Below are 14,906 nucleotides of genomic sequence, written 5' to 3' on the forward strand. Positions count from 1 at the left end.
CAGCGATCACCGGAGCGGCTCGGCACCCCGATGGTCCATGCTAGCGATTGCAACACGCGCAGCGATGCCGCGTGTTCCCAACGTCACCTTGATCACCCGTTCGGGGGATTTGAACCGGCGCGGAATTGGCAAGGTTCTAAGGTTGCCCGAAAACCGCCCCGGCGCAGGCCGGCTGAGGCCGGATCAGGACTTTAGCCAGTCGGCGGACAGCTCGCCCTCCGCGACGATCACCGCGGGCCCGGTCATCTCGACGACGCCGTCCACCCGTTCGGTGATCACCAGCCGGCCGCCGGGGACGTCCACGGTGTAGGTGACCGGCTGCCCGGTCACCGCCGGGTCGGCGCCGTCCCTGCGTGCGGCGGCGACCATGACCGCGCAGGCGCCGGTGCCGCAGGAGCGGGTCTCCCCGGAGCCGCGCTCGTGCACCCGCATGGCGACGTGGCGCGGCCCGCGGTCCACCACGAACTCCACGTTGACACCGGTCGGGTAGGCCGAGGCGGGCTCGACGGACGGGGTCGCGTACAGGTTCCCGGCCTGCGCGAGGTCGTCCACGAAGGCCACCGCGTGCGGATTGCCCATGTTGACGTTGAGCGCGGGCCAGTCGTACTCCCCCACCGACACCGTGACGGACCCGGGCCCGGGCAGTTCGGCCCGTCCCATCCGCACGGTGACCTCGCCGGGCGCGCCGGGCCGGTCGGCCGCGACGTGGACCTGGCGTACGCCCGCACGGGTGGCCACCGCCAGCTCGCCGCTCTTGGCCAGGCCGGCCAGTACCAGGTAGCGGGCGAAGACCCGGACGCCGTTGCCGCACATCTCGGCCACGCTGCCGTCGGAGTTGCGGTAGTCCATGAACCACTCCGCCTCGGCGGCCATCGGCAGCGCCTCGGGGTGGGCGGCCGAGCGCACCACCCGCAGCACCCCGTCCGCGCCGATCCCGGCCCGCCGGTCGCACAGCCGGGCGACCAGGGCGGGCGGCAGGTCGAGGACGCCGTCCGGGTCGGGCAGGATGACGAAGTCGTTCTCGGTCCCATGGCCCTTGAGGAACCTGGGGCCGCTGACGACTCGCCGACTGTTCAAGATCTCGCTCACCCCTCCATCGTAGGGGGAGCCGCCCCGGGCCGGACTCCCGCTCAGGCGCCGATGCGGGCGACCCGCCACCAGCCCAGCGCCAGCGCCAGCGCCACCAACGCGGCGTAGGCGAGCAGGGCGCGCCAGCCGGCCCGGCGCCCCGAACCCTGCCGGGGCAGGCCCGGCCAGGCGTAGCCGGCCCGGCGGGCGGCCATGCCGCCCCATCCGGCCGAGGCGGTGGTCAGCAGCAGCCCGAGCATGCCCACGAACCGGCCGGCGTCCCCGGACTGGAAGGCCAGCGGAAAGGCGAAGAGCAGCGAGCCGAGGATGGCAAGGGCGGCGATGGGGATGATCTGCCAGAGCCGGAGCAGGCCCGCGGGACGCAGTTCCCGGCCTTCGAGCGCGGCCTCGGCGACACTGTCGGCCGGCGGCAGCGGTGTCAGTTCCGACCGCGGCCGCTTGGAGAGGTCGATCAGCGCCGGGTGCGGCAGGGGCGGTCCGTCGATACCGAAGGGGTCGTCCGGAAGACGATGGGTTTCGGGGCCGGTATCCATCGACACGCGGCCTCCCTGGCGATTGGTGCCGGTGGTGATCCACGACGGCGGAATGTCTCCCTCAGAGCTCGATGATGGCACGTGGGCACCGGCCGACCATGCTCTCCAGGGCCGGATCGGTGATCCGTGGCCATGACGTGATCAGCCCGTAACCGCCAGCCCCCGCAAGGCTCCACGCGTACACCCGGATGTGCGCCGGGGGCGCGCGATCCGCCGCTTCCACGCCTCTGGGCAGCGACTCTTGCTGTGCGGCGGCTGTCAGCGGCCACCCGTCGGGCGCCCGGCCTCAGCCTCCGGCCACCAGCTCCAGCGAACGGCGCAGCAGCTCCGAGCCGTCGGCCGCGTCCTCCGGGCCGAGCCAGTGCACCCGGGGGTCCCGGCGGAACCAGGACTCCTGCCGCCGGGCGAAGCGCTTGGTGGCCCGCACGGTCTCCTCGCGCGCCTCCCGCTCGCCGCACTCCCCGTCCAGTTGGGCCAGTGCCTGCCGGTACCCGAGGGCCCTGGAGGCGGTACGGCCCTCGCGCAGCCCGGCCGCCGAGAGCTTCTCCACCTCGGCGACGAGTCCGGACTCCCACATCCGGTCGACCCGCAGGGCGATCCGCCGGTCCAGTTCCGGCCGCGGCACCAGCACGCCGATCTGCACCGCGTCGTAGACCGAGTCATGGCCCGGCAGATTGGCGGTGAAGGGCTTCCCGGTGATCTCCACGACCTCCAGGGCCCGGACGATGCGCCGCCCGTTGGAGGGCAGGATGGCCTGTGCCGCGGGCGGGTCCAACTCGGCCAGCCTGCGGTGCAGTTCGCCCGGTCCGACCAGGTCCAGCTGCTGCTCCAGCCGGGCCCGCACCACCGGGTCGGTGCCCGGGAACTCGAGTTCGTCGATGGCGGCGCGGACGTACAGTCCCGAGCCGCCGACCAGTACCGGGGTACGCCCCTGGGCGAGCAGCGCGTCGATGGTCGCCCGCGCCATCCGCTGGTACTCGGCCACGCTGGCGGCGACCGTCACGTCCCAGACGTCCAGCAGGTGGTGCGGGACGCCCTGGCGCTCCTCGACGGTGAGCTTGGCGGTGCCGATGTCCATGCCCCGGTACAGCTGCATGGAGTCGGTGTTGACCACCTCGCCGCCGAGCTCCCTGGCCAGGGCCACGCCGAGGTCCGACTTGCCTGCGGCGGTGGCGCCGACGACGGCGATGACACGGGGTGCGCGGGGGTTGTTCACCCGACAAGTCTCCCAAACGCACGCATGCACCCGCTCCACAGCTGCACCGTGCGGTGATCGACAGTACGGTGTGCCTAAGTACGGGCGTTTTGTCCAGGTAATCGGCCAGGCCGCCCCGGCCCGCTACGCAGGAGCAATCATGGGTCTCTCGGACACTCTGAAAGGCGCGCTCGGTCAGGCCAAGGAGAAGGCCACCGAGTTCGCCGAGAAGCACAACTCGACCATCGACTCCGGCCTGGACAAGGTCGGCGAGATGGCCGACAAGGCCACCAAGGGCAAGTACAGCGACAAGATCACCACGGGCCGCGACAAGGCCAAGGAGGCCCTGGACAAGGTCCACCACGAGCCGGGCACCACGGTCCAGGGCGAGACCGTGGAGCGCGAGGACCCGCCTGCGTCCTGATCAGGTCCAGGCGGCGACGAAGTAGCCCACGCCGTACGGAGCGTCCTCGTAGAGCAGCTCGGCGTCGAGCGAACCGGCCGCGGCACCCGCGAGCACCTGCCAGGGTGCCCGGCCGGAGGCCATGAGCTCGTACGCCAGCTCGTCGTCCAGGGTGGACAGCGCGCCGTCGGCGTCCGCCGTGGCCAGCCCGCGGGACACCACCGCGTCGAAGCCCTCGGCCCGGTCGTCCAGGTAGCCGGGGGCCTTCAGCGAGCGGCGGGCGCTGCCCTCGCCGACGACCAGCAGGCCCACCCGTCCGGCCGACTGCGCCAGCCTGACCCCGTTGGCGGCGCACAGGTCCGGTTCCAGGTAGTCGGGCACGGCCAGGCCGCGGGCCCGTCCGGCCCAGCCCGCGCGCTGCAGCAGCCAGGCCCCCACGGTGAGCGAGGCGGGCAGCGGCTCCGGGGCGCCGCCGTCGCCGAGCACCACCGAGACGTCGACCCCGTACGGCTGGAAGGAGCCGGTGCCGCCGTCGTCGAAGCTGCTGTGCTCGGCATCGGGACCGACCACCCAGACCACCTCGGGCTCCGCCGCGAGCACCGCGCCGAGCGCGGTGTCGCAGGCGGTGCGCAGTCCGTCCAGCTCGGGTGCGGCGCCCGAGGCGACCTCGGGGACCAGCAGCGGCGGACAGGGGCAGACGGCGGCGGCGACCAGCATGGGTCCGACCCTACCGTCGTCCGGCCGTGCGGTTCAGCGGCAGCTCGGGGCCTCGGCCAGCGGCAGCGGTGCCGGGACGCCGACGGACGGCAACCCCAGCATCACCCCGGCGGGCGCCGGCGGAGCCGCCTGCCGCCGCTCCCAGGCGTCACCCGCACGGGTGCGCCGCACGGACAGCGGCGCGCCCTCGGCCAGCAGGTGGTGCGGAGCGGCGTAGGTGATCTCCACCTGCACCATGTCCCCGGGCCGGACGCCCTCCTCGGGGCGGGTGAAGTGGACCAGGCGGCTGTCGGGGGCACGGCCGGAGAGCCGGTCGGTGTGCTGGTCCTTGCGGCCCTCGCCCTCCGCGACCAGCACCTCCAGCACCTTGCCGACCTGCTTCTTGTTCTCCTCCCAGGAGATCTCCTCCTGGAGCGCGACCAGGCGCAGGTAGCGCTCCTGGACGACCTCCTTGGGGACCTGCCCCTCCATGTCGGCCGCGGGGGTGCCGGGCCGCTTGGAGTACTGGAAGGTGAACGCCTGGGCGAAGCGGGCCTCGCGGACCACGTGCATGGTCTGCTCGAAGTCCTCCTCGGTCTCGCCGGGGAAGCCCACGATGATGTCGGTGGAGATGGCCGCGTCGGGCATGGCCGCGCGCACCTTCTCGATGATCCCGAGGTAGCGCTCCTGCCGGTAGGACCGCTTCATGGCCCGCAGCACGCTGTCCGAGCCGGACTGCAGCGGCATGTGCAGCTGGTGCATCACGTTCGGCGTCTCCGCCATGGCCGCGATCACGTCGTCGGTGAAGTCCTTGGGGTGCGGGGAGGTGAAGCGGACCCGCTCCAGCCCGTCGATCCCGCCGCAGGCGCGCAGCAGCTTGGAGAACGCCTGCCGGTCGCCGATGTCCTGCCCGTAGGCGTTGACGTTCTGCCCGAGCAGGGTGACCTCGACCACGCCCTCCGCGACCAGCGCCTCGACCTCGGCCAGGATGTCGCCGGTCCGGCGGTCCTTCTCCTTGCCGCGCAGCGCCGGGACGATGCAGAAGGTGCAGGTGTTGTTGCAGCCGACCGAGATCGACACCCAGGCGGCGTAGGCCGACTCGCGCCGGGTGGGCAGCGTGGAGGGGAACACCTCCAGCGACTCCAGGATCTCGACCTGGGCCTCCTCCTGGACCCGGGCGCGTTCCAGCAGCGCGGGCAGGTGGCCGATGTTGTGGGTGCCGAAGACCACGTCGACCCAGGGGGCGCGCTTGACGATGGTCTCCCGGTCCTTCTGCGCCAGGCAGCCGCCGACCGCGATCTGCATCCCCGGCCGGACCGCCTTGACCGACGCCAGCTGCCCCAGGTTGCCGTAGAGGTGGTTGTCGGCCTTCTCGCGCACCGCGCAGGTGTTGAACACCACGACGTCGGCGCTGTCGCCCGACGGCGCCTTGGCGTAGCCGGCGTCCTCGAGCAGGCCGGCCAGCCGCTCGGAGTCATGGACGTTCATCTGACATCCGTGCGTGCGGATCTCATAGGTCTTGGAAGCTTCTGCGGTACCCACGCCCACAAGGGTACGGGCAGGGCGGGGCGACCAGATCCCGAGCGGCTCCCGACCAGGTTCCGCGCTTCCCGAAGGGGGGTACGACTGGCAGGATCACCCGCATGGCGGATACCTGGCGGCTCCACGACCTCCTCTCCCGAGGGGTGCGCTCGCCCGCCGTCCGGGTGCTGACCGTCATGGTGGCACTGGCCGCCGCCGCCCTCGGCTACTGGCTGGCGGCACCGCACGGGGTGGCCTACCCCAGGGGCGTGTACGGGATGGCGACCGGATCCAGCGGCGGCGTGTACGAGAAGTACGGCCAGCTACTGAAGCCCAATGTGGACCGGGACCTGCCCGGGGTGCGGCTGCGCCTGGACTCCTCGGCCGGCGGCCCCGACAACCTGGCCAGGATCGCGAGCGGACGGGACGACTTCGGCATCGCGACGGCCGACGCGGTGGCCCACTACACCGGTCCGAACGCCGGCGAGCTGCGGGCGATGGGACGGCTCTACGACGACTACGTCCAGCTGGTGGTACCGACGGACTCCAGCATCAGGAGCGTCTCCGACCTGCGCGGCAAGAAGGTGGCGATCGGCCAGGCGAACTCCGGGGTGGCGCTGATCGCCTCGCGGATCTTCCAGGTGTCCGGGCTGGATCCGGCCAAGGGGGACCTGACCACGGTGCCGCTGGGCATCGACGAGGCGCCGACCCAGCTCTCCCAGGGCCGGATCGACGCGTTCTTCTGGTCGGGCGGCATCCCCACCTCGGGGGTCGCCGATCTCACCGACAGCTTCCACGTCCGCCTGGTACCGCTGGGCGCCCTGGCCACCGCGCTGGACACGCTGGCCACCCAGGAGGACCCGAAGGCGCGGAACAGCCAGATCTACCGCAGCTCGACCATGCCGGCCAGTGCCTACCAGCACACCGATCCGGATGTCGCGGTCCCGACCATCGCTGTCGCCAACCTCATGGTGACCCGGGCCGACGTCCCGCTCGGGCTGGTCCAGCGGGTGACCGCCGCGGTCATCGACAGCAGGGACTCCATCGGGAAGCAGGTCCACTCCGCGCAACTGGTGGACATCCGCTCGGCGATCTACACCGATCCGCTGCCGCTGGCGGAGGGCGCCCGCAGGTACTACGTGTCGGCCAAGCCCTGAGTCCGGTCCTACCCGTCGGTGTCAGGGACGCCGCCGCCCTGGCCGCCGCGATCGGTGCTGCCGCCCAACTCGTGCTGCACCATCTCGCGCAGCGGTCCGCTCACCGCGGCGTCCAGCAGCCGGGTGGCCTCCACCCGCATGGCCCTGGCCAGCTCGGCGTCGACCACCGACTGGGCCAGCGGCCGCAGCCGGCGCACCGTGCCGATCGCCTCGGCCGCCTCGGCGTCGCCCAGTTGGTGTCCCGCGTAGCGGACGAAGACGTGGACGGCGCTGAACTCGACGAAGCGGCGCGCGAGATGGTCGATGTCGCCGCGGAGCTCCTCCAGGTGGGCGACGATCGCGGGCAGCGGGACGCCCAGCTCGTGCAGTTCCACCGCGACGGCGAGCAGCCCAGGGCTGGGCACCAGGAACCGGTCCGCCTCGGCCGGGTCCACCAGCGGCGGTTCCGGTTCGAGCACCCCGAGCCGGACCGCGTCGGCTATCGCCTGCTGGTCCTCCACCCCGTGGAAGGAGGCCACCAGTGCCTCCCGGCTGATCCGCTCGGCGGCCTCGTCCGTCCAGGGTGCGGTGACCTCGGCGACCAGGCCGAGGACGCCGCCCAGGCCGCGGCCGCTCTCCCAGGCGTCCAGGAGTTCCTTGATGCCGGCCAGGGTGTGCCCGCGGTCCAGCAGTTGGGCGATCAGCCGCAGCCGTTCCAGGTGCTCGTGCTGGTAGACGTTGGCGCGTCCGCGCCGGTCCGCCGGGGGGAGCAGGCCGCGGTCCTGGTAGGCGCGCACATTGCGGACGGTGGTTCCCGCCGCCCGGGCGAGGTCGTCGATCCGGTACTCCGCGCGCCGTTTGGGCACCGTCGTCACGTCGTGCTCCTCCACTCCCCCGGCCGGGCCCGGCCCAGACCTGCATCGGCCCGCTAGCGCGGAACCGAGCGTACCGCCGGTTTCGGCGGCCGTGTGGGCCAGGGGACGAGGCCGGAGCGCACTTCGTCGACGAAGTCGGCGATCAGTTCGGCCAGCTGGTCCGGCCGGGTCAGCGGGAGCCAGTGGCCCGCACGGACGGTGCGCCGACGGAGTACCGGAGCCCACTGTTCGAGATCGTCGTAGAGATGCGGCGACAGATAGGGATCACGCAGCGGGACGATCAACTGGACCGGGACGGTGGCGATCCGGTCCTGTCGCGGCCGCCGCGTCAGGGGGCGGACATTGGCCCGGTAGAGCCAGGTGCCGTTGGCCGCGTCCGCACCCAGGGTGTCCGAGGGGCGGTCGTCGGCCACCGGCAGCCGCTCCATGGCCCGGCGCAGCGCGGGCCAGCACCGCCCCAGCGGACCGCGCCAGAGCAGTTCGGGCAGCCGGGGCAGCTGGAACGCGTAGATGTACCAGGAGCGCATCCCCTGTCCGGCCGCCTGGACCAGGTGACGGAGGGTGGGACGGCGCAGCCGGGCCCGCAGCCACAGGGCGAAGTGGTCCAGGCAGGGACCGGAGATGCTGGTGAACGAGGCGAGGCCGCCGCACAGCCGGGGCGAGGTGGCGAACTCCCAGCCCTGGACCGAGCCCCAGTCGTGGCCGACCAGGTGGACCGGGCCGTACGGAGCCAGGGCGTCGAGGACCGCGAGGAAGTCGTCCTCCAGCCGTTCCAGCAGGTAGTTCTCGGCCCGTGGAGCTGGCGCGGTGGACCGTCCGGCACCGCGGACGTCGTAGGCGACGACGTGGTAGCGGTCCGCGAGCCGGCTCATCACCGGCTCCCAGACCCGCTTGCAGTCGGGGTAGCCGTGCAGGAAGACCAGCGTGGGCCTGGTGGCGTCGCCGGCCTCGACGACGTCCAGCTCCACCTCGCCCGAGGACACTCGGTGCCCGACGGCTCCGGGGATCATCGCCGCTCCCTTCCGCCGTGCGGTCGTCTGCCACGCGCCAATGTGCCAGTGGGTGCTGGCGTGGTCAAGGACTGCGCCGGGCCAATTCACCGTCTCGATATACGAGACGAATCTTCTCAGCCAGAGAGACAGTGCCTAGAGTCCCGGACATCGGAAGTTCCACTGACGCACCGACAGGGAGACGACCATGAGCAGCAAGGCCACCTACACCCACGGCTTCCACCCCTCCGTGCTGCGCTCGCACAGCTGGCGCACCGCGGCCAACTCCGCGGCCTACCTGGTACCGGAACTGAAACCGGGTCAGGAGCTGCTGGACGTCGGCTGCGGCCCGGGCACCATCACCGCCGACCTGGCCGGGTTGGTGGCTCCGGGCCGGGTCACCGCCGTGGACAGCTCCGCCGAGGTGGTGGCGCAGGCCGAGCGGACGGCGGCGGAGGCCGGGGTCGAGGGCATCGCCTTCGCGACCGCTGACATCCATCAACTGCCCTATCCGGACGACTCCTTCGACGTGGTCCACGCCCACCAGGTGCTGCAGCACGTGGCCGACCCGGTCCAGGCGCTGCGGGAGATGCGCCGGGTCTGCCGCCCGGGCGGGGTGGTCGCGGCGCGCGACTCCGACTACGCCGCCTTCACCTGGTTCCCGGCCCGCCCCGAGCTGGACGAGTGGAACGCGCTGTACCACCGCGTCGCCCGGAGCAACGGCGGGGAGCCCGAGGCGGGGCGGATGCTGCGGTCCTGGGCACGGGCGGCCGGCTTCGAGCGGATCCAGTCCGGATCCGGCACCTGGTGCTACGCCTCCGACGAGGAACGTGCCTGGTGGGGCGGGATGTGGGCGGAGCGGATCAGCTCGTCGGCGATCGCCGCCCAGGCGCTGGCCGAGGGCTTCGCCACCGAGGCGGACCTGCAGCGGATCTCGGCCGGATGGAGCGGCTGGGCCGCCGACCCGGACGGCTGGTTCAGCGTGCTGCACGGTGAACTGCTGTGCCGCGTCTGACCGTTCGGCAGGTCAACCGCGGAGGCGGCAGTCGGTCAGGCCCGCCGCCCCGCTGACCCTCCGGACCCTCCGGCGGAGGGGACGGTGAGGGTGACGGTCAGCCCGCAGGGCTCGTTGGGGGTGAACTCCAGCGAGCCCCCCGAGGCCGCGAGCAGGGTCCTGGCGATGGAGAGGCCGAGACCGGAGCCGTCCACGTTCTGGTGGCGCGGGCTGCGCCAGAAGCGGTCGCCGATCCGGCCCAGCTCCTCCTCGGTCAGCCCGGGCCCGGCGTCCGACACCGCCACCGCGACCCGTCCCGGTGCACTCCGCTCCAGCACGGCTACCCGCACCCGCTCCCCGGCCGGGGTGAACTTGAGGGCGTTGTCGATCACCGCGTCCAGCGCACTGCCGTACCCGACCGGGTCGGCCAGGCCCAGCAGCGGTCCCGCCGGCTCCACCAGGTCCAGACCGACCCCGCGCTCGGCGGCCAGCGCCGTCCAGCCCTCGACCCGTACCGCGGCGAGCGCGGACAGGTCCGTCGGCTCGGCGCCGTGGCCCGCGTTCTCGGCGACGGCCAGCCCCAGCAGGTCGTCCAGGACCGAGGCCAGCCTGCGCCCCTCGACCCGGACCCCGGCCAGCTCGTCCTCGTGGCCGTCCGGCAGTTCCATCCCCATCGCCTCGACCCGCAGCATCAGCGCCGCGAGCGGGTTGCGCAGCTGGTGCGAGGCGTCGGCGACGAAGGCCCGCTGCTGGTCCAGCACCTGCTCGACATGGTCGGCCATCTCGTTGAAGGCCCGGGCCAGCCGCCGCAGCTCGGGCGGGCCGCCGGCCGGGGCGACCCGGGAGGCGAGCCGTCCGGTGGCGATGTCATGGGTCACCTTGTCCAGGTCCTGGACCGGACGCAGCACCCAGCCGGTGAGCAGCACCGCCGCCGCGACGGCCACCAGCACGGCGCCCGCCTCACCCCCGGCCAGCAGCAGCCAGCGGCGCAGGATCCGGGCGTCCAGCGCCCCGGTCGGGGACTCGGTGACCACCACGGCGACCACGTCCCCGTCCCACACCACCGGCGAGGCGACCACCAGTTCGCGGTGCGACTGCCAGGGCCAGGCCTGCGCCGGGTCATGGCTGCGGCGCCCGTCCAGCGCCTCGGCGAAGGCCTGGGCCGAGGCGCCGTGCGCGGCGTCGGTCCAGTCGGACGGGTCGGCGGTGACCGGGTTGCCGTCGAGCCCGAACACCCCGGCCCTGATGCCGTACACGTCGTAGTACCGGCGCAGCTCCGTGATCAGCGTGTTCAGCTGCTCCTGCGCGGCCGGGGTGCCGGACTGGCCGATCGGGTTCTGGGCCAGGGCGGCGAAGCGCGCGGTGTCGTCGATCCGGTCCACCACCAGGCGCTGCTGCTCGGCCGCGGCCTCGCTGATGGCCAGCGGTAGACCGAGGGCGACCAGCACGCAGGCCATCAGGGCGAGCAGGATGCCGAGCAGGCGGGTGCGCATCAACCAGCGGCCGGAGCGGCCGACGGGCCCGGCCGCCGCTCACCGGCGGGCTCGACGACCAGCCGGTAGCCGACCCCGCGCACCGTCTCGATCAGCGAGGGGACGGCGAGCTTCTGCCGCAGCGAGGCGACATGGACCTCCAGGGTCCGCGAGGTCCCCTCCCAGCTGCTGCGCCAGACCTCGCTGATGATCTGCTCGCGGCGGATCACCACCCCGGGGCTCTGCGCCAGCAGCGCCAGCAGGTCGTACTCCTTGCGGGTCAGCGGCACGTCCCGGTCGTGGACCAGGGCCTTGCGGGCGGCGGGGTCCAGCCGCAGACCGCAGGAGCGGCTGATCCGCTCGGCGGCCGTCTCGGCGGGGCGGGCCTGGTCGGCGACGGGCTGCGGGGCGGCGCCGCGCCGGGCCACCGCGTGGATCCGGGCCAGCAGCTCCCCCATGTCGTAGGGCTTCACCACGTAGTCGTCGGCGCCGAGGTTCAGTCCGTGGATCCGGGAGTTGATGTCCGAACGGGCCGTGACCATGATCACCGGGATGCCGCCGCGGCGGCGGATCTGACCGCAGACGTCGAAACCGTCCCGGTCGGGCAGCCCCAGGTCCAGCAGCACCACCCGGTAGGGGCCGCGTCCGTCCGGAACCAGGGCGTCCAGCGCCTCGTTGCCGGTCCTGGCGTGGCGCACCTCGAAACCGTGCTTGGTCAGCACGGCCACCAGCGCTGCGGCCACATGGTCGTCGTCCTCGACAAGGAGCAGGCGCACGGTCGACTCCTCTGCGGTGCGGGCCTCGGGGGCCGGTCGGGGGCGGTACCGGGAGGTCCGGTGCCGGGCACTCCCGTGTGCAGTACCCCATCCCGGTTGTGCCCTCCCGGTCAAGAGGATGTCCCCGGGAGCACACGGACCGTTACCGAGCTGCGATGAACCTCACCGGTGGCGCTACCTCAAATCCCCCTCAGATGTTTCGCTTCCCCCCTGCGAGCAGGCATATCGTCTGAGGTGATCACCAGTTGGCGAGGGGGGCACCGACGTGCGCGACGGCGTGCAGCAGGAGGGCGCGAGCCTGGTCACCCTGCGCGGCGTCAGCAAGCGCCAGGGACTGGTGCAGGTCCTGCACGAGATCGACCTGGACCTGTGCGCCGGGGAGGTCGTCGCCGTGCTCGGCCCGCTCGGCGCCGGGAAGTCCACCCTGTTCCGGGCGATCAACGGGGCCGAACGGATCGACTCGGGAAGCATCTGCGTCGAGGGCCGCAAGCTGCTCCCCCGCCGGCGCCCGCTGCTCTGGACCCGCCGACCCGCCCGGGACCCCGACGAACTCTTCGCCTATCGGACCGTGCTGCAGAACGTCGCCCTGGGACAGGCCTGGCTGCGCCGGCTGACCCAGGCCGAGGCCGCCCGGCGGGCCCAGGTCCTGCTGGAACGGGTCGGAGCGGGCGACTGCGCGGCCAGCTACCCCTGGGAACTGACCAGCGGCCAGCGCCAGCTGGTGTCGATAGCCCGGGCCCTGGCGGTCAACCCCCGACTGCTGCTGCTGGACGAGCCCTGCGGCACCGGCGCCCCCACGGTGCTGCGCGAACTGGCCGCCGAGGGCATGGCGGCGCTGCTCGCCACCAGCGACCCCGCCTTCGCCCGCGCCGCCGCCGACCGGATCCTCTTCATGGCCGGCGGCCGCATCATCGAACGGGCCACCCCCGAGGAGTTCTTCACCACTCCGCGCACCGCCCGGGCCCGTGACTTCCTGGCGGGTGGGGCGAACGGGGGCGCGCAGCGCTGACGTGCCCGCCGGGGCGGGCGCGGCGCGGGCGCGGGTCGACCGCGCCACGAACCGGCGTACCCCCGAAGCTGCTTGACGCCGCACCAGGCGATCTGTTGCAGTGACTCCAGGACCGGTCCTGCCCGCACCGAGAAGTCCGGCGACCGCCGGCACCCAAGGCTGCGGGCGGCCCCGTCGGAGTCGAGAGGCAGCCGTGGACCCCGTGATCATCGTCGGCGCCGGCCCGGTCGGGCTGGCGCTGGCTCTGGCGCTCGCGCGCCACCAGGTGCCCACCGTGGTGCTGGACGACGGCGCCGGGGTGTCCCCCGAGGGGGCGCGCTCGACCGTACTGCGCGCCGACACCACCGAGTTCCTGGCCAGGATCGGCTACGGCCGGGTCGCCGCCGACGGCCGCGCCTGGACCTCCTGGCGCACCCTGCGGCGCAACCGCGAGCTGCTGCACCTGCCGCTGCCCGACGACGAGCTGCTGCACCTGGCCCAGCACCGGCTGGAGCGCGGGCTGCGCGACGCCGTCTCGGCCACCCCGCTGATCGAGCTGGTCCACGAATCCCCGGTCAGCGAGATCGAACAGGACGAGGACGGGGTCAGCGTGCACGCCCGGCGCACCTGGTGGCGCGGCAGCCACCTGGTGGGCTGCGACGGACCACGCTCCACCATGCGCAAGCAGCTGCAGCTGCGCTTTCCCGGCCGCACCGCCGCCGACCACTACGCCGTCGCCACCGTCCGGGTCGACCTCCCGTTCCCCGGCGAGGCCCGGCTGCACCGGGATCCGCACAGCGACCGGGCCCAGGTCAGCCGCGAGGTGACGGCCCGCCCGCTGCCGGACGGCGTCTGGCGGCTCGACTGGCGGCTGCCGGTCGGGCACGGACCGCTCGCCCCCGACGCCCTGGTCGAGCAGCTCCAGGCCACCCTGGCCGGCTGGCACGAGGGCACCGTCCCCGGGTACGAGCTGGTCACCACCGCCGACTACACGGTGCAGCAGCGGTTGGCCACCCGCTTCCAGGTCGGTCGGGTGTTCCTGGCCGGGGACGCGGCGCACCTGCTCGGCGCGCTGGGGATGCAGAACCTGGACGAGGGTCTGCGCGACGCCGACAACCTGGCCTGGAAGCTCGCCCTGGTCTGGCACAACTGCGCCACCGAGCGGCTGCTGACGACCTATCAGCAGGAGCGGCGGAGTTCGGTGATCGCCCGGCTGCGGGCCGTGGACCAGGCCATGCCGCTGCTGGAGCCCGCCACCCCGTTGCTGGAGGCCCGGCGCAGCGTGCTCTCCGGCTCGCTGCGCCGCAATGCCACCCTGCTGTCCGACGGAACCCTGGGCCGCGGCCGGCTGGGCGCGGCCCCGGCCTACCCCGAGCGGAACCGTCCCTCACTGACCCCCGCGCTCTCGCCGACCAGCCCCGGGGTACTCGTCCCGGACGTGCCGGTGGTGACCCCGGACGGCTCCACCGACCGGCTGCGGGCCAGGCTGGGCCGGGGGTTCCTGGTGGTCCTGGTCGCGCCGGGCACCGGGGTCTGGGCGGTCGAGCACTGGCTCGGCGCCGGTCTGATGCCGCAGCTCAGCGAGGCCACCAGGGCACTGCCGCTGCCCGCCGAACTGCTGGTCACCGAGGACTACCCGTCCGCGCCGCCGCACACCGTGCTGCTGATCCGCCCGGACGGCCATCTGGTCGCCGCGCTCCGCGGCTGCCGTCCGGACGACCTGTGGGCGCTCGCCGACCGGGCCCGCGGCGGCTCCGCGGACCTGCCGACCCCGCGGTCCGCCGGTGCGGCACGGCCGGCCGACGCGCGCGTCGCGGGCGACCGGGCCAGGGCCTGAGCGGGTACGACGGGGCAGGATCCGGCGGGATTCCACAGCAGATCCACAGCCGTCTGACGCTTGATCAGTATTGACGATCACCCTGCTCCGTGCTTCACTGACGCCCATGCGGCAGCAGTGCAGGTGGCTTCGGCCACTCGGAGTTTCGGCGGAGAGCCCGGGTGTCGCCCCCCGGGACGTCGGAGTGCTGTCCCTCACCGGTGCGACCAGCGTCCGTCTGGTCCGGCGCGCCCACCTGGACCTGGTCCGGTACGTAGGCGCCCTCTGTACGGCCGGCTAGCAGCCGTCCTGCCCCGGTAGATCCACCGCACCTGTCGCGGCCGCCTCGCCGCACCCTCGCGCACGCCCCGGTTCCCGGGGTTGCTGCGCCGTACCCACGCACCCGTAGCAGCGCGCTCCGTC

Annotated in this window: 14 protein-coding genes; 5 read left to right on the forward strand and 9 right to left on the reverse strand. The window is 73.2% G+C overall.

What is annotated here, in order from left to right; translation table 11 throughout:
* Positions 1–183: 183 nt before the first annotated feature.
* The 3 genes from dapF to miaA all read right to left on the reverse strand — a co-directional run bounded on the left by dapF (position 184) and on the right by miaA (position 2,838).
* Positions 184–1,089 (reverse strand): diaminopimelate epimerase, encoded by a 906-nt coding sequence (gene dapF, locus IF29_RS0125155; protein WP_232242423.1) that lies wholly within the window; start codon positions 1,087–1,089, stop codon positions 184–186.
* 41 nt (positions 1,090–1,130) lie between these two features.
* Positions 1,131–1,622, reverse strand: coding sequence for a hypothetical protein (locus tag IF29_RS0125160; protein ID WP_084714893.1), 492 nt, complete (start codon positions 1,620–1,622; stop codon positions 1,131–1,133).
* Positions 1,623–1,908: 286 nt separating this feature from the next.
* Positions 1,909–2,838 (reverse strand): tRNA (adenosine(37)-N6)-dimethylallyltransferase MiaA, encoded by a 930-nt coding sequence (miaA, locus tag IF29_RS0125165; protein WP_030259157.1) that lies wholly within the window; start codon positions 2,836–2,838, stop codon positions 1,909–1,911.
* Between the two features lie 139 nt (positions 2,839–2,977).
* Between miaA and IF29_RS0125170 the strand changes: the two genes are divergently transcribed.
* On the forward strand, positions 2,978–3,241 hold the full coding sequence (locus IF29_RS0125170) for an antitoxin (protein ID WP_030259163.1): 264 nt from the start codon (positions 2,978–2,980) through the stop codon (positions 3,239–3,241).
* On the opposite strand, the gene IF29_RS0125175 is transcribed toward IF29_RS0125170, so the two are convergent.
* Positions 3,242–3,937: a class III extradiol dioxygenase subunit B-like domain-containing protein gene (locus IF29_RS0125175; protein ID WP_030259164.1), complete on the reverse strand. Its 696-nt coding sequence runs from the start codon at positions 3,935–3,937 to the stop codon at positions 3,242–3,244.
* A gap of 33 nt (positions 3,938–3,970) precedes the next feature.
* The gene (miaB, locus tag IF29_RS0125180; protein WP_269665020.1) at positions 3,971–5,458 is read right to left on the reverse strand and encodes a tRNA (N6-isopentenyl adenosine(37)-C2)-methylthiotransferase MiaB; all 1,488 of its coding nucleotides are present in this window, start codon (positions 5,456–5,458) and stop codon (positions 3,971–3,973) included.
* Positions 5,459–5,559: 101 nt separating this feature from the next.
* On the opposite strand from miaB, the gene IF29_RS0125185 reads away from it, so the two are divergent.
* A complete protein-coding gene (locus tag IF29_RS0125185; RefSeq protein WP_084714895.1) occupies positions 5,560–6,594 on the forward strand; it encodes a TAXI family TRAP transporter solute-binding subunit in 1,035 nt (344 codons plus the stop codon).
* An 8-nt stretch (positions 6,595–6,602) separates the two neighbouring features.
* Here IF29_RS0125185 and IF29_RS0125190 read toward each other — a convergent pair whose 3' ends face one another.
* Both IF29_RS0125190 and IF29_RS0125195 read right to left on the reverse strand, forming a co-directional pair.
* The gene (locus IF29_RS0125190) at positions 6,603–7,448 is read right to left on the reverse strand and encodes a MerR family transcriptional regulator (protein ID WP_051725929.1); all 846 of its coding nucleotides are present in this window, start codon (positions 7,446–7,448) and stop codon (positions 6,603–6,605) included.
* Between the two features lie 53 nt (positions 7,449–7,501).
* Positions 7,502–8,458, reverse strand: a complete 957-nt coding sequence (locus IF29_RS0125195) for an alpha/beta fold hydrolase (RefSeq protein ID WP_063757593.1) — start codon at positions 8,456–8,458, stop codon at positions 7,502–7,504.
* Between the two features lie 187 nt (positions 8,459–8,645).
* On the opposite strand from IF29_RS0125195, the gene IF29_RS0125200 reads away from it, so the two are divergent.
* Positions 8,646–9,452: a class I SAM-dependent methyltransferase gene (locus tag IF29_RS0125200; RefSeq protein WP_030259179.1), complete on the forward strand. Its 807-nt coding sequence runs from the start codon at positions 8,646–8,648 to the stop codon at positions 9,450–9,452.
* A gap of 35 nt (positions 9,453–9,487) precedes the next feature.
* Here IF29_RS0125200 and IF29_RS0125205 read toward each other — a convergent pair whose 3' ends face one another.
* Both IF29_RS0125205 and IF29_RS0125210 read right to left on the reverse strand, forming a co-directional pair.
* A complete protein-coding gene (locus IF29_RS0125205; protein ID WP_030259181.1) occupies positions 9,488–10,924 on the reverse strand; it encodes a sensor histidine kinase in 1,437 nt (478 codons plus the stop codon).
* On the reverse strand, positions 10,924–11,679 hold the full coding sequence (locus IF29_RS0125210; protein WP_030259183.1) for a response regulator transcription factor: 756 nt from the start codon (positions 11,677–11,679) through the stop codon (positions 10,924–10,926). Before IF29_RS0125210 ends, IF29_RS0125205 begins: the two co-directional genes overlap by 1 nt.
* 265 nt (positions 11,680–11,944) lie before the next feature.
* On the opposite strand from IF29_RS0125210, the gene IF29_RS0125215 reads away from it, so the two are divergent.
* Together IF29_RS0125215 and IF29_RS0125220 are read left to right on the forward strand one after the other, a co-directional pair.
* Positions 11,945–12,688 carry an amino acid ABC transporter ATP-binding protein gene (locus tag IF29_RS0125215; RefSeq protein WP_030259186.1) on the forward strand — a complete coding sequence of 248 codons (744 nt, stop codon included), beginning with the start codon at positions 11,945–11,947 and terminating at the stop codon, positions 12,686–12,688.
* A 193-nt stretch (positions 12,689–12,881) separates the two neighbouring features.
* Positions 12,882–14,504, forward strand: coding sequence for an FAD-dependent monooxygenase (locus IF29_RS0125220; RefSeq protein WP_051725931.1), 1,623 nt, complete (start codon positions 12,882–12,884; stop codon positions 14,502–14,504).
* Positions 14,505–14,906: the final 402 nt, after the last annotated feature.

Source organism: Streptacidiphilus jeojiense (assembly GCF_000719095.1).
GTDB classification, from domain to species: Bacteria; Actinomycetota; Actinomycetes; order Streptomycetales; family Streptomycetaceae; genus Streptacidiphilus; species Streptacidiphilus jeojiensis.

Excerpts from the sequence above, each read along its gene's own strand:
- IF29_RS0125195 (WP_063757593.1), bottom strand. The coding sequence starts at position 8,458 with ATGATCCCCGGAGCCGTCGGGCACCGAGTGTCCTCGGGCGAGGTGGAG.
- IF29_RS0125185 (WP_084714895.1), top strand. The coding sequence starts at position 5,560 with ATGGCGGATACCTGGCGGCTCCACGACCTCCTCTCCCGAGGGGTGCGC.
- IF29_RS0125205 (WP_030259181.1), bottom strand. The coding sequence starts at position 10,924 with ATGCGCACCCGCCTGCTCGGCATCCTGCTCGCCCTGATGGCCTGCGTG.
- IF29_RS0125170 (WP_030259163.1), top strand. The coding sequence starts at position 2,978 with ATGGGTCTCTCGGACACTCTGAAAGGCGCGCTCGGTCAGGCCAAGGAG.
- IF29_RS0125200 (WP_030259179.1), top strand. The coding sequence starts at position 8,646 with ATGAGCAGCAAGGCCACCTACACCCACGGCTTCCACCCCTCCGTGCTG.
- IF29_RS0125175 (WP_030259164.1), bottom strand. The coding sequence starts at position 3,937 with ATGCTGGTCGCCGCCGCCGTCTGCCCCTGTCCGCCGCTGCTGGTCCCC.
- IF29_RS0125160 (WP_084714893.1), bottom strand. The coding sequence starts at position 1,622 with ATGGATACCGGCCCCGAAACCCATCGTCTTCCGGACGACCCCTTCGGT.